Here is a 13,109-nt window from a genome sequence, read left to right on the forward strand (position 1 = left end):
TAGCATTCTCAGTTGATTTTTTTCTTATTGTGTAAGATAATTTTTAATCATCGTGACAACTTCTTTGCCCATGGCCTCCATCATGGGTGGTCGTTCTTTTGCATCTTGCTGTACTTGCCGTATCTGTGCTGTTCCAAACTCTTGCCTTCTCTGGAGGTCATATGCCACAGCGTCCCCTGAAAATCCAGCCTCACCTGCCCCTGCGCGACATCCAGCACCGCTACAAAAACTGCCCTTCCATCAAGGAAAAGATGCGCTGGCAGGTGATCTGGCTGATGAGCAAACACCCCGACTTCACCGTGCAGCACATTGCAGAAATCACCGGGTTCACCGAAGTGTGGGTGCGCAAAATTGTGCACCGCTGGAACGAGGAAGGCCCCAACGGCCTGATGGATGGACACCGCCACAACCCCGGAGGCAAACGCAAAGCCCTCTCTGAAAACCAGGCAGAGCACCTGCAACAGGCCCTGCTTGCTGCTCCTCCCGGAGGAGGCCGCTGGACTGCCAACACCATCTCAGAGTGGATTGAACGGCATCTGGAAGTCAAAATGCATCCGGTGACTGCCTGGAGTTACGTCAAGAGGCTGGATTTCATTTACCAGCAGATTTACGGCGAACCCATGCCCATCTACCGCCCTGAAAAAGCCTGAACTTTTTGAACAGACTTTTTTGAACAGATGAAGTCTCCCCTGCCAGCCCAGCACCAAATTCAGTGCCAGATGCGGGAGACTTCGTCAAAATTCATGAAAGCGTCCAGCACCAGAGGCAACCTCAAGCGCCAGTGCTTCTCTGAGTGGGTGCCACCCGCCACTTCCTGGTAAGCCACCTGATGGCCTGTCCGGATCAGGTCTTCCCTGAGGGAACGCACTTTTTTCAGGTTTTCCTGGTTTAAAGCGTGGGCTCCGGCTTCATGGGTGCCAGTGTCCAGGTAAATGCGATTGTTGCCCTGGGAGGCCTGCACAAAAGCATTCACATCTGCGCCCCACACCCACAGAGAAGGGCTGATGCAGGCAGTCAGGGCCACCGAATACCTGAGGCCCAGATAAAGGGCGCACACCCCGGCCAGGCCCGCTCCCATCACAGCGATGTTCTGGCCGTGCATCTTCAGGCCGTATTCCCGGCCCACTTTGGGCAGGATGTCGCTGAAAATGGCTTCTCCCAGGGCCGGAGCCCCTTTCTTGAGGTTGTACTCGTGCAAACGGGCGTGGGCTTCTCCGGCGTTGTTGATGGCCACAATGGCAAATGCCTCGCCTTTGAGGGCACGGCCTTGCAACACCTGATGGGCATTCCAGGACTCAATGAACGCAGTGGACTGGTCAAAAGCGTTCTGACCGTCCAGCATCACCAGCACCCGGGCTTCTCTGGGATTCAGGTGGTCAGGAATGTACACCCGCACGGTTCGCGGGTCACTCCAGGCTCTGGTTCCCATTTGCAGCACTTCCAGCACGCTCAACGCTCCTTTAATGAAGGAATCATATCAGCTTGTTTCAAGCATCTGGCGACGGCGCACCAGAAAATCTCCAAAACCAGGGAAAATCCGTTCCAGGGCAATCAGGATCTTGTAGTAAGCAGGGATGATCACTTCGGCTTTTGGCCGCTTCAGCAACCTCAAGATCAATTCTGCCACTTTTCCGGGTGGAATTTTCGGAACCTTGCGCTTGCTGGTCATGTCGGTCTCCACAAAACCCGGTGAAACCAGGGAAACATGCACCCCGCTGCCCAGCAGTTCCCTTCTGAGGGCCAGACTGAATCCCCTCAGACCAAACTTGGAGGCCGAATACAGGGTGCTGACCGGCACATGCCCTGCCACCGACCCAATGTTGATGATGTGGCCCTGTTTGCGTTCCAGCATGTCTGGAAGCACCAGCTGGCTGAGCCGAACCGCTGCCATCAAATTCAGCTGCAGGACATCCATGGCCCTTCCGTCCTGATGCCAGCCCGGTCCCCGGCTGACCCCTGCATTGTTGATCAGCACATCAATGGGACCAAAAGTGCTTTTGGCTTCATGAAACAGGTTGTCCAGCTCGGTGTCCACCCGCAAATCGGCCTTGACGGCCAGAAGGAATTCCGGGCCATACATGGACTGTAGATTGGCAAAACGGTCGTAGCGTCTGGCCGCCACAGTCACCTGATGGCCTGCTTCCAGCAGTGCTTCTGCAGTGATGAGACCAATGCCACTTGAGGCTCCTGTGATCAGAATGTGCATTGATGTCCTCAAACCTCCACGTCGATTTCACGGCATTGCTGAAACTCTTGGCTGGAACTCCTGGCTGAAACTCTTGCAAGTGAACAGGTTCAGCGGGTGTTTCTGGGTGCTTTTGAACCCATTTTACTGTGCAACTTTACTTTACATGATGCAGATTGCAGTAGACTGGGGTCTGAACCGATCTGACTATGCGTATTGCCATTCTTTCTGACACCCATGGCCTCCTCAGACCCGAGGTCAAAGCCCAGCTGGAAAACGCCGACTTCATTTTGCATGCAGGAGATGTGGGCAAAATCGAAATTCACGAAGAACTCTCAGGGCTGGCCCCCATGTATGCGGTGCGGGGCAATGTGGACCGGGATGCCTGGTTTTACAAGCACCTGCCCAGAACCCATGCCATCAAACTGGGTGAGGTGTGGATTTACATGCTGCACAACCTGGAAGAACTGGATTTGAAGCCTGCAGATGCGGGTTTCGATGTGGTCATCTCCGGCCACACCCACATCCCCATTGCCGAAAAAGAGGGTGGGGTGCTGTTCCTGAATCCGGGTTCTGTGGGACCCAAGCGCTTCAATTTGCCCATCAGCATGGCCTGGCTGACCATTGAAGGCAAGAAAATCCAGCACAAATTTGTGGTCTTCTGACCTGCATGTTCTGACAGATATGCTGCTGTTTTCAGCATTTTCCACAGAATGGCCAGGCAAAGTTTTTTAAACTGCCCCTATGGAATTCGATCAGAACACCGCAGATTTTCTGGCTGGAGAAATCCGGCACATCATTCAAAACGACAGCAATTATGAGGTGACCACCCAGCTTACAGATGATCACCTGGACCTCACCGTGCAGGAAAGTGTTTCTGGAGAGGTCAGAGGGGTGGTTTTGAGGTTTTCCAGGGCTTTTGTGTTGCAGAGTGACCGTCTGGCCGCCCTCGAAGCCCTGGACCAGCACCTCAGGTATGCCTTGCAGGAAGGCCTGACCAGCAATGCGACAGTGCTGGAGATTCCAGCCGTTCATGCTGAAGCTTGAGTCTGAAGCTTGAGGGACATGCAAAAGGCCCAGAGGTTGCTCTGGGCCTGAATTTTTGTGGTTTACCCTGCCAGTCCAAACCGGAAACCTGGCACCCGGTAGCCCATCTCGGTGAACCTGAGGGCCACTTCTTTGAGGGTTTCATGGATGCGGTTTTTGAAGTCTCCTTCCTGGCAGGCGGCCAGCAACTTGCCCTGATGGAAGGCGCAGAAGCCGTTCACGAAGGTGGGGCTTTCTTCTCCCACCTCTCTGACTTCTTCCACCTCGTCCAGCCAGCGCAGTTCAACCCCGTGGAACTCGAAGAAAACCACCATGTCCTCGAAAGCCGGATCCAGTCGGGTCATCCAGACGGCACGATTCTCGTAATTTTCCATAGAATTTAGTTTATAACATAACTATTGGGGTAAATGTGCTTCACATTGCCAAAATAAAAACCCGCAGGGGGATGCTTCTTTCACCCCTGCAGGTTTCTGTTGTTTCACTTCTTGATGCGGATCAGGTCGGTCAGCACCCCCTCCAGCCCGCCATACACGCTGATGTTGTCGATCTTCTCGGTGACACGTTCCAGGGTTTCAAGTTCCTTCAGACGCAAAGCCACAGGGTTGTCTTCCATGACCTTTGCAGTGTTGAGCAGGCTGCGGGTGGCTGCCGTTTCCTCCCGTCTGCGGATCACGTTGGCCTGGGCAGATTTCTCGGCCTGCACCACCTGCGACAGGATGGCCTTCATCTCTCCGGGCAGGATGATGTCCTTGACCCCCACCGATTCCATCTCCAGGCCCAGTCCCTGGGTCTTGCTTCTGATGTGCTGGGTGACCACAGCATCCAGCACACCCTTGTCTTCCAGCAGTTCGTCCAGAGAGCGGGTTCCCACCGCAGCCCTCAGGCCCAGTTGCAGTTCCCGGTACAGGTACTGCTCGATGTCCGAGAATCTGGAGGTGGCAAGAAGCACATCTGTGACCCGGTACCCGGCCATCAGGTTGAGGCGCAGGGCCACCTTGTCCCGTGTCAGGATTTCCTGCCCGGAGACCTCCAGGGTCTGCAAACGCTGGTCGGAGAGCTTCAGGCGATACGTGCGTCCAAACTTCCAGAAAGCGTACTTCCCGGCCTTCAGGATGCGGTTCAGGGTTCCATCGATGAACAGCATGCCCAGGTGGTACTCGGGCACCTCGATTTCATCAATGGCGTAGGTGCGAACCCCTACATCTGCCGTTTTCAGGGCATCGTACTGCTGGGCCGTCAGCTCAAAGGCGGTCTGGGTGTCCAGAATTTCCACCTCGACCCGTGCCACCTTCAGGTACATCAGAGGCTGACCCGATCCCCGCACATCGATCACCTTGTTGTTGTGGCGCACCACGCCAATCTGGGTGTCCGAAAGCTGGTAACGGTCAAAGAGGTCCAGCCAGTCTGCATGGGAGGTTCTGACCACATCCTGGGTGTTCTGGTCCAGGCTCTGGCGCAGGGCCTGATAGGTCACGGTGGTCTTCAGGGCCTCATGCAGGTACAGCCTGCGCTCTCCGGGCAGCACCAGGTCTGCAAGCCTTCCAGCGCGTTCCACCAGTGCGAACTGGCGGTCTCCGGTGTTCACATCGGTAAAAACACGGGTCAGCACGCTGTTGTACTTCTGGGTCAGCAGGATGTGGTCTGCAGGCAGCTTCACCCCGCCCTTCACATCCAGCAGTTCGATGTCCAGAGGGGTGAATCCCTTCCAGTACAGTTGCACAGCACGGGGCAGCACCACATCCAGCAAATCCTGGTTGCGACGCACCACAGCGACCTGCTGCTCGGAGGTGGAAACCACCTCGAAGAACTCACGGACCAGATCGGTGCGCTCTGAGATCAGGTAATCCTGCAAAGCGTGCTTGAAAAGGGGCTGGTTGATATTGAAGGTCTCGATGCTGTACTGGCTTCCCCAGAAGGTGTGCTCTCCCCCTTTGAGGATGCGAACCAGTCGGTCTTTGTGGTACAGCAAAACCCTCTCAAAGGGCTTCACACTCACCTTGGTCTGGAACAGGGATCTGGTCATGGTCTTCATGCTCTGCGCACCTCCTTCCGAACAGCCAGACGGGTGCAGAATCTGGCTGGAATGCATGGCTTGTTTTGACGCGTTGTTTTTGCTTCTCGTTTTGTACTTCTCAAAAAAATGGACTTCTGCAGGGGGCACAACACCCTCAGGCATGAAGCCTGACCTGCGCACACGTTGCGGCGGTTTTCAAAACAGCCCGCAAAACAGCCCGGAAAACCTGCCTGGACGTGGCGGAGAAAAGGCCCGATGGTGTGGGTGTCCACCTCAAAGGTCTGTTCTCTTCTGGGGAAATCCCCTTCAGAAACTGGACCTTCTGCTTCCTGTATGCTCAGAATTCAACCTGTTGCCCGTGGGCAGAGGTGGCCTTCTGGACAACCAACAAGCGCGGTGGCCTGCCCCCTTCAGAAACCCGGTCCAAAAAGGAGGTCACGATTTTGAGTCGTGGGATTGGTGTGCAGGAGTCGAACCTGCGACCCGCTGAGGATCAGTCAGCTGCTCTACCTCTGAGCTAAAACCAAGGTTGGGATGTAGGAGTCGAACCTACTGTGGGAAAACCCGACGAACCCCAAGTTCGTTGCCTGACCGCCAGGCGCATCCTGGTGAAGTGTGAAGGATTTGAACCTCCGACCTGATGAACATTTCATCCGCTCTACCAGACTGAGCCAACACCTCTGGAAATTCAGGATGGTACGCATTTTCAGCAAAGCTGCATGCGCCAGCAGGGGTTGTGAACCCTGGCCGCTACACTGTCTTTCCGTGCTCTAAAGTAGCAGAACCAGAGCACACTTCACATGAAAGAAAAAGCCTACCAGAAAGCCAGAAACAGCTTAACATCTGGTAGGTGTTAAGGCTTAACAACAATTCAAAACCCCTTTTACAGGCACCCAGACAACAGGTATGCTTTTTTCAGGTTTGCATCCCCAAACATTTCACATTTGCCCAGGAGAAATTGATGAATCACAACCACATGGTCATGCTGGCCCTGCTTTTTACACCTGTTGCACTCGCCCAGAACCAGAAATCCAGTGCAGCTGAGGTTTTCAAAACAACATTTTCCAGGCCACACATTCAAAAAAACAACCTGTTGATTGAGGTGACCATCAAAAACATGTTTTTCAGAGGTGTGTCTGTCCATTATGGAGGGTGTGCTTTTGCTTATCAGGCCATGAATGAAAAAGGCAAAATCATTCTACAGGATCCTTATTCTGCACAAAAGAATCAAAAAGCAAATGCATCCTCTGCCCTTCATGCCTGTCCTGCAACCCTGTACACCGAAAGCCTTCAACCAGGAGAACAGTTCAAAGGAGCAACTGGAGTCAGCCTTCCCCTGAAGTTGTTTCCAAAAGGAACCTACACCTTGCTGACCCAACTGGAAGCCCAGGTCTGGATTGGAAGCCAGCCCAGACGCATGTGGATCAAAGGGACCTACACCTTCAAAAGATGAATCAGGATCGGGTGAAGATCAGACCTTAACCCACAAATACCCACCCACATCCTGCCTGTGGTTCTTCAGAGCCGCCCGAATCGCTGAAGTGTTGCGGGCATCAATGGTTCCGAACAGCACATCGTCTGGCTGGGCAGGCAGGCGTTCCAGCAGGTGCCTCTGGGCGGCTTCCCCCAGACCTTTGCCCTGAAACTCTGGGCGGATCAGCATTTCCATCACCACGTAACCACTGAGACCCTGCTCTGCCGCCGGGCTGCCTGCCATCACGCCAATCCACTGGTCCTGATGGAACACCTGAAACAGGGTGCCTGCTTGCCGCATCTCCTCAAAGTCTTCCCGGGTTTCTGGAGTGGCATATTCGGGGTGTTCTGGGCGCAAAACTGCAATGTCCCGATACATCTGCAGGTAATCCTCATGGAAATCCAGGTTTTCTGGCACATGCAAAGTCACATCCTCGAAACGCTGGGGTCTGGGATGTGAGCGGGCTTCCCGAAAAGGCAAAGCCAGATAGCGTTTCTCCCACAGGAAACCTTCTGGAAGGGGTCCCAGATCAAGGTGTGAAGGCACAAAAAACCGCACATGTCTGGGCTGAAAAATGGCATGATGGGCAGCAATTCCACGGGCCAGTTGCAAGTAGCCGGCTGGCTGGTTCGGCAGTTCAGGCACCAGCACTGCATCCACAAATGGCCTGTCCAGGTCCCGGTTCCAGAAGCGAATTCCCGTCAGGGTCTCCCCATCCAGATGGTTGAGGTAATCCTGTGGCGTGGTGCCTGCAATCTGGCAATGCTCGAAATAGCCCTGTGCAAAGTCCTGATCATCCAGACGCTGAAATTCTTCTTCCAGTGCTTCTGTGACATTGCTTCTGAGTTTCTCGGGTGAATACCAGTTTTTGATGAGGGGGGACAGCTGCTCAAGTTTCAGTTCAATCAGATTCTGCATGTGTTTTCTCCTCTTTTTACAGGCCTGGTGGTCCCATTCCATAATGGATTCTGCAAGATCAAATTTTAAGCCCTTTTGATAAACAAAAGCCAATGTAAAATTATTTTTACAATCAAATCATAAAGAATTTTTTACATGATATATCATCTCCAATTCCTTATATATTTCACAGCAAAACATAAAAAGATGTGCCACAATCATCTCATCAGCAGGGCCACTTGCTGATGTTTCCAGAGGCTGGTTGCCCTCTGGAATCTCCTTCACTGACTTTACTGACCTGAGCAGATGTTGTTTAAACCTCGCTTTCGTGTCCTGACCTTTCCATTCGCTTTGCTCAAGCAGAAGTGAGTTAAACTCACTTCTGCTGAAAGCAGTAACACACACTCCCTGGGGTCAAACTGGCAGTGCCTGCAACCCGGCCATCGGCTGCCTCCGGGGCCTTTTCTGGCGCTGCAAGCCATGCAAAAAACATTTTCACGTATCGATTTGCAGTTTTCCATATTTGAACCGGCCTACCAGATGGAGGCCGGTTCTTTTTGTTCTGGATTGGAATTACTTCTGGGTGGCATCAATCAGGGCAGGAATCACCTGATGCAAATCCCCCACAATGCCGTAATCGGCGTTCTTGAAGATGGGGGCTTCGGGATCTTTGTTGACCGCCACAATGTACTTGCTCTTGCCCATTCCGGAGAGGTGCTGCACCGCTCCACTCACCCCGATGGCAATGTAGGCTTTGGGGGCCACGGTTTTCCCGGTCTGACCGACCTGTTCCCCGTAAGGCCGCCAGCCAGCATCCACCACTGCACGGGTGGCTCCCACCCCTGCACCCAGGTTGTCTGCCAGACCTTCAATCAGGCTGCTGAATTTTTCAGGGCTTCCCAGACCCCGGCCTCCGGTGATCACAATGTCGGCTTCGGTGAGGGGGACACGGGTGGTTTTTTCGATGACCTTGCCTGTGGAGCGGGTGCGGCTGGTGGGCAATTCCAGTTCCACATCGTACTGCTCTCCTGCTGTAGATTCAGGCTGAGCAGGGTTGTAGGCCCCGGGTTTCACACTGACCACGGTGAGGGGAGCGCTGGATTCGTAGATTTCGGTGACCCGGGCCAGATAAGCATACTTGGTGCCCTGCAGAGCGCCTCCCTGGTCCTGCACCCTGATCACATCTTCCAGCAGAGGGGCATCCAGTTTGACCGCCACACGGGCGCTGTACTCGCGGCCAGAACGGCTGGCAGAAATCAAAACCGTGTGGGCCTCCCCTTCCTGGGCAATCTGGGTGACCGCTGCAGCCCACAGTTCAGGGTTGTAGCTGGCAAGCTGGGGCAAATCTGCCACCAGCACCTGCTCAACGTATTTCGCAAGTTCATTGGCCACAGGTGCGAGGTTCTGACCCAGAACCAGGGCCGTGATGGGACCTTCACGCCCCAGATCACGGGCAGCCTGCACCAGTTCCAGGGCTGCCTTGGTGGGTTTGCCGTTGTTGTGGTCTGCAACCAGCAGGATCATGAAATCACCTTCGCTTCATTGCGCAGCAGTTCCAGCAACTGGGCTGCTGCAGCCTGGGGGTCTTTGCCATCGATGAGTTTGCCTGCACGTTCCCTGACCTGAATGGTGCTGGACACGTGCCTCAGTCTGGCCTGCACCCCGTACTTCTCCAGGGTGTCTTTGCGCAGCTCTTTTTTCTTGGCCTTCATGATGTTGGGCAAAGTGGGGTAACGGGGATCGTTGAGACCCTGCTGGGTGGTGATCACGGCAGGCAATTCCACTTCAAAGGTCTCTGCGCCCTCGTCGATGTCGTGTTTGCCCTTGAGGGTTTCGCCAGAGAGTTCCAGGGCGTTGGTCCAGGTCACCTGGGGCCAGGACAGGCGCTCTGCGGTGGCTGCACCCAGCGCCTGAGAATCCCAGTCGGATTGCTGACCACCACTGAAAATCAGGCTGGCGTTTTCTTCCTGGGCCACCTGGGCCACAATTTTGCTGAGCGAGATGGGATCCAGGTATTCCCCGGTCTCCACATGGATGGCACGGTCTGCACCCATGGCAAGTGCAGTGCGAATGGCATCTTCGTTGCGGGCTGGACCCACGGCCAGCACAATGATCTGCTCTACACTGGCTCCGGCTTCACGCAGGCGCAGGGCCTGCTCTACCCCGTATTCGTCCATGCCGTCCATGATGACGGTGACCCCATCGAGGTCCACTTTGGAATTGTTGATGCGAAGTTTGGCTTCGCCGTCGGGCACCTGGCGGATCACACAAAGGATGTTCATCTTTGACACTCCTGTTTTTGTACTCGGTATAATTTTAGAGGGCTTTGATCAGAAAATCAATCGCATGGGGCACAGTCTGCTGCAGCAGGCTTGAAGGTGGATGGGAGCATTATAACTTCCACAGGGCAGCCTGCTGAAAGCAAAAGGCCAAGGCTGAAAACAGCTCTGGCTTGAGCTTGATGTGCCTGCTGCCTTCTGCTGCCTTCTGCTGCCTTCTGCTGCCTTCAACGCAGCAAATTGCGGGCAATCACCACCCGCTGAATTTCGTTGGTGCCCTCGTAAATCTGGTTGAGTTTGACATCGCGCAGCAGCTTCTCCACGGGATATTCTCCAACGTAGCCGTAACCCCCGTGCACCTGAATGGCTTCATTGGCCGCATCAAAAGCCATTTCAGAGCAGTAAGCCTTGGCAATGGCGCTCTCCGTGCCGTGGGGTTGCCCCTGGTCTGCCAGCCATGCGGCCTTGTGGGTCATCAGGCGTCCGGTTTCAATGCCCATGGCCATTTCTGCCAGCTTGAACTGGATGGCCTGCAGTTCAGCAATGGGCTTGCCAAACGCTTTGCGTTCACGGGCATATTTGATGCTCTCTTCCAGGGCACGGCGCGCAATCCCCACCGATCCGGCAGCCACCGGAATGCGGGTCTTGTCCAGCGTCTTCATGGCGATTTTGAAACCGTCTCCGGGACCACCCAGCATGTGGTCTTTTGGCACCCGCACATCCTGAAACACCAGTTCGCTGGTCAGGCTGGCCCGCTGTCCCATCTTGTGCTTGATCTTGTGGTAGCTCTGGCCCGGGGCATCTCTGGGCACCACAATCGCAACGGTTCCCCGGTGTCCTGCGCTTTTGTCCACAGTTGCGAACACCACCGTGATCTCTGCCAACCCACCGTTGGAAATCCACATCTTGGTTCCATTGATGACCCACTCATCGCCGTCCAGCACAGCGGTGGTGTTCATGGCAGCAGCATCACTGCCGTTGTTGGGCTCAGAAAGGGCAAAAGCGGCCAGAGAGGGCTTTTCCAGCAGAGGGGACAAAAAGCGCTGTTGCTGCTCTTCCGTCCCACCCAGCAAGATGGGGGTGATGCCCAGTTCACTTGCCATGAGGATCGTGTAAATCCCCATGCAGCCATACGCCAGTTCTTCCCCGATGATCACTTCATCCAGCATGGAGAGGCCCAGACCTCCGGCATGCTCGGGAATGCCCACATTGAGCAGGCCCAGCTCATGGGCTTTTTCCACAATCTCCCAGGGGAGCTCTTCTTTCTGGTCGTATTCTGCAGCAATGGGGATGATCTCGTTGCGGGTGAAATCCCTCGCCATGGCCTGCAATTGTTTCTGTTCGGCACTCAGGGTGAAATCCATGCTCAAAACCCTCCGTTTTGTACTTGGTCTAAGTTTAGCGAAATTTTTGAACCGAGTCTATAACCCCCTCTCCCTGAAGGAGAGGAAAGCGCAGCGAGGTGAGGGTCAATCCCGGTGTTCCCCAAACACCTGCCGGGAGATCACCAGTTTCTGAATCTCGTTGGTCCCCTCGTAAATTTCGGTGATCTTGGCATCCCGATAATACCGCTCCACTGGGTATTCTCTGCTGTACCCGTTGCCCCCAAAAATCTGCACGGCTTCACGGGTCACATACACTGCAGCGTCAGAAGCCAGAAATTTGGCCATGGAGGCTTCTTTGGTGTGCTTCTTGCCCTGGTCCCTCAGCCATGCTGCTTTCAAGGCCACCAGACGGGCAGCTTCAATGCGGGCGGCCATCTCTGCAATCTTGAAGGAGACCCCCTCAAATTCCGAGATCTTCTTGCCAAACTGCTCGCGGGTGAGGGCATATTTGGCTGCAGCGTCCAGTGCAGCACGGGCAATTCCAATGGACTGCATGGCAATTCCGATGCGCCCCGAATCCAGGCTGTTCAGGGCGATGATCAGGCCTTGCCCCTCCTCCCCGATCCTCTGGTCGTCAGGAATCCGCACATCTTCAAATTGAACGGTGGTGGTGTGGGCTGCGTGCAAACCCATTTTTTCTTCAGGCCTGCCAAAAGACAATCCAGAGGTGCCTTTTTCCACCACAAAACAGGTGACCCCTTTGGCCCCACTGCCAGAGGTGCGGGCCATCACCATGTAGGTGTCGGCCTGCCCACCAGAAGTGATCCAGGCTTTCTGACCATTCAGGATCCAGTGGTCTCCGTCCTGCTGGGCCTGCAGTCTGAGGCTTGCAGCATCCGATCCAGCATTGGGCTCGGTCAGGCAGAACGCCCCGATTTTCTGACCCAGGGCCAGAGGGGTGAGAAACCGCTTTTTCTGTTCCAACGTGCCAAACTTCAGAATCATCTGTTCTGGCAGGCCATTTTGCACGCTCATGATCACAGCAACGCTGGCATCTGCAGCAGAAATTTCTTCCAGACACAGGGCGTAAGTGACCGAGTCCAATCCGGCCCCACCATAGTCTTCGGGGATGGTTGCTCCCAGCAGGCCCATGTCGGCCAGTTTGCGCAGTTGTTCCCAGGGATATTCTCCTGAGCGGTCGTATTGTGCAGCCAGCGGTGCAATCTCCTGGCGGGCAAATTCCCGCACATGGGAGAGGATCAACTGGCTGTCATCACTGAGTTGAAAGTGCATGCTTTATTGTATGACGTTTTTATCACGATGATATGGATTTTTGTCATGAATTGACCGGTTTCACCCATTTCCGGATACCACCAGATTGTGTCTTTCCGACAAGAAGATCTTAAAGTGAACCTAAACCCCTGTTCACCTGAGGGTCAGGGAAACCTAAGTCCTGGGGATTAACCTGAATAAGCAAGAAATCCATTTAAACCTCAAGGAGTCAACATGAGCACCAGTGAACAGATCAAACCCCACATGCCCATCCGCTGCGCAGACAACAACGACCACGGTGTGGTGGACCACCTGGACCGCGAATACATCAAAGTGGCCAAAGACGAAAATGGCCAGCACCACTGGATTCCCCTCTCCGCGGTGGATCATGTGGATGAACATGTCCACCTGAAATGGAGCCACGAGGAGGTCCATCAGCAATGGCTGAACCGGGACCCCCACCCCGAGCACCAGCACTGAGTTCAGCACTGAATTTCTGGCCCATCCAGAGGCGAGTTCATCTCGCCTTTTTTGTGGTCTTTTTTGGATATTTGGTGTGCTCTTTTTGTTGTCTTTGCTGCAACTTCTGCTCACCAAACTGCGTAATACTGGTTAG

14 protein-coding genes and 2 tRNA genes are annotated in these 13,109 nt (G+C 54.4%); 5 read left to right on the top strand and 11 right to left on the bottom strand.

The window, feature by feature from the left end:
* The first annotated feature begins 161 nt into the window (after positions 1–161).
* Positions 162–650 carry a helix-turn-helix domain-containing protein gene (locus tag IEY52_RS03085; RefSeq protein ID WP_188999727.1) on the top strand — a complete coding sequence of 163 codons (489 nt, stop codon included), beginning with the start codon at positions 162–164 and terminating at the stop codon, positions 648–650.
* Between the two features lie 59 nt (positions 651–709).
* On the opposite strand, the gene IEY52_RS03090 is transcribed toward IEY52_RS03085, so the two are convergent.
* Both IEY52_RS03090 and IEY52_RS03095 read right to left on the bottom strand, forming a co-directional pair.
* Positions 710–1,447 (bottom strand): alpha/beta hydrolase, encoded by a 738-nt coding sequence (locus tag IEY52_RS03090; RefSeq protein WP_188999730.1) that lies wholly within the window; start codon positions 1,445–1,447, stop codon positions 710–712.
* Between the two features lie 30 nt (positions 1,448–1,477).
* Positions 1,478–2,206 carry an SDR family NAD(P)-dependent oxidoreductase gene (locus IEY52_RS03095; RefSeq protein ID WP_188999733.1) on the bottom strand — a complete coding sequence of 243 codons (729 nt, stop codon included), beginning with the start codon at positions 2,204–2,206 and terminating at the stop codon, positions 1,478–1,480.
* A gap of 188 nt (positions 2,207–2,394) precedes the next feature.
* Between IEY52_RS03095 and IEY52_RS03100 the strand changes: the two genes are divergently transcribed.
* Together IEY52_RS03100 and IEY52_RS03105 are read left to right on the top strand one after the other, a co-directional pair.
* Positions 2,395–2,850, top strand: coding sequence for a metallophosphoesterase family protein (locus IEY52_RS03100; protein WP_188999736.1), 456 nt, complete (start codon positions 2,395–2,397; stop codon positions 2,848–2,850).
* Positions 2,851–2,929: 79 nt separating this feature from the next.
* Positions 2,930–3,232: a hypothetical protein gene (locus IEY52_RS03105; protein ID WP_188999739.1), complete on the top strand. Its 303-nt coding sequence runs from the start codon at positions 2,930–2,932 to the stop codon at positions 3,230–3,232.
* A gap of 62 nt (positions 3,233–3,294) precedes the next feature.
* Here IEY52_RS03105 and IEY52_RS03110 read toward each other — a convergent pair whose 3' ends face one another.
* The 4 genes from IEY52_RS03110 to IEY52_RS03125 form a co-directional block, all read right to left on the bottom strand.
* Entirely contained in the window at positions 3,295–3,606 is a 312-nt protein-coding gene (locus IEY52_RS03110; protein WP_188999741.1) for a hypothetical protein, read from the bottom strand.
* A gap of 104 nt (positions 3,607–3,710) precedes the next feature.
* The gene (locus IEY52_RS03115) at positions 3,711–5,264 is read right to left on the bottom strand and encodes a slipin family protein (RefSeq protein ID WP_229684621.1); all 1,554 of its coding nucleotides are present in this window, start codon (positions 5,262–5,264) and stop codon (positions 3,711–3,713) included.
* A gap of 437 nt (positions 5,265–5,701) precedes the next feature.
* Positions 5,702–5,773, bottom strand: a tRNA-Ile gene (locus IEY52_RS03120).
* Positions 5,774–5,852: 79 nt separating this feature from the next.
* Positions 5,853–5,927: transfer RNA gene (locus IEY52_RS03125), tRNA-His, on the bottom strand.
* 280 nt (positions 5,928–6,207) lie between these two features.
* Here IEY52_RS03125 and IEY52_RS03130 point away from each other — a divergent pair.
* Positions 6,208–6,699 carry a hypothetical protein gene (locus tag IEY52_RS03130; protein ID WP_188999743.1) on the top strand — a complete coding sequence of 164 codons (492 nt, stop codon included), beginning with the start codon at positions 6,208–6,210 and terminating at the stop codon, positions 6,697–6,699.
* An 18-nt stretch (positions 6,700–6,717) separates the two neighbouring features.
* On the opposite strand, the gene IEY52_RS03135 is transcribed toward IEY52_RS03130, so the two are convergent.
* The 5 genes from IEY52_RS03135 to IEY52_RS03155 form a co-directional block, all read right to left on the bottom strand.
* Positions 6,718–7,638 carry a GNAT family N-acetyltransferase gene (locus tag IEY52_RS03135; protein WP_188999745.1) on the bottom strand — a complete coding sequence of 307 codons (921 nt, stop codon included), beginning with the start codon at positions 7,636–7,638 and terminating at the stop codon, positions 6,718–6,720.
* A 552-nt stretch (positions 7,639–8,190) separates the two neighbouring features.
* Positions 8,191–9,141: an electron transfer flavoprotein subunit alpha/FixB family protein gene (locus IEY52_RS03140; RefSeq protein WP_188999747.1), complete on the bottom strand. Its 951-nt coding sequence runs from the start codon at positions 9,139–9,141 to the stop codon at positions 8,191–8,193.
* On the bottom strand, positions 9,138–9,899 hold the full coding sequence (locus IEY52_RS03145; RefSeq protein WP_188999748.1) for an electron transfer flavoprotein subunit beta/FixA family protein: 762 nt from the start codon (positions 9,897–9,899) through the stop codon (positions 9,138–9,140). The genes IEY52_RS03140 and IEY52_RS03145 overlap by 4 nt, the downstream gene beginning before the upstream one ends.
* Positions 9,900–10,123: 224 nt before the next feature.
* A complete protein-coding gene (locus IEY52_RS03150; RefSeq protein ID WP_188999750.1) occupies positions 10,124–11,260 on the bottom strand; it encodes an acyl-CoA dehydrogenase family protein in 1,137 nt (378 codons plus the stop codon).
* Positions 11,261–11,365: 105 nt separating this feature from the next.
* Positions 11,366–12,514 carry an acyl-CoA dehydrogenase gene (locus tag IEY52_RS03155; protein WP_188999752.1) on the bottom strand — a complete coding sequence of 383 codons (1,149 nt, stop codon included), beginning with the start codon at positions 12,512–12,514 and terminating at the stop codon, positions 11,366–11,368.
* 213 nt (positions 12,515–12,727) lie between these two features.
* Between IEY52_RS03155 and IEY52_RS03160 the strand changes: the two genes are divergently transcribed.
* Positions 12,728–12,973: a DUF2171 domain-containing protein gene (locus IEY52_RS03160; protein WP_188999755.1), complete on the top strand. Its 246-nt coding sequence runs from the start codon at positions 12,728–12,730 to the stop codon at positions 12,971–12,973.
* The last annotated feature ends 136 nt before the right edge of the window (positions 12,974–13,109 follow it).

Source organism: Deinococcus roseus, assembly GCF_014646895.1.
Taxonomy (GTDB): Bacteria; Deinococcota; Deinococci; order Deinococcales; family Deinococcaceae; genus Deinococcus_C; species Deinococcus_C roseus.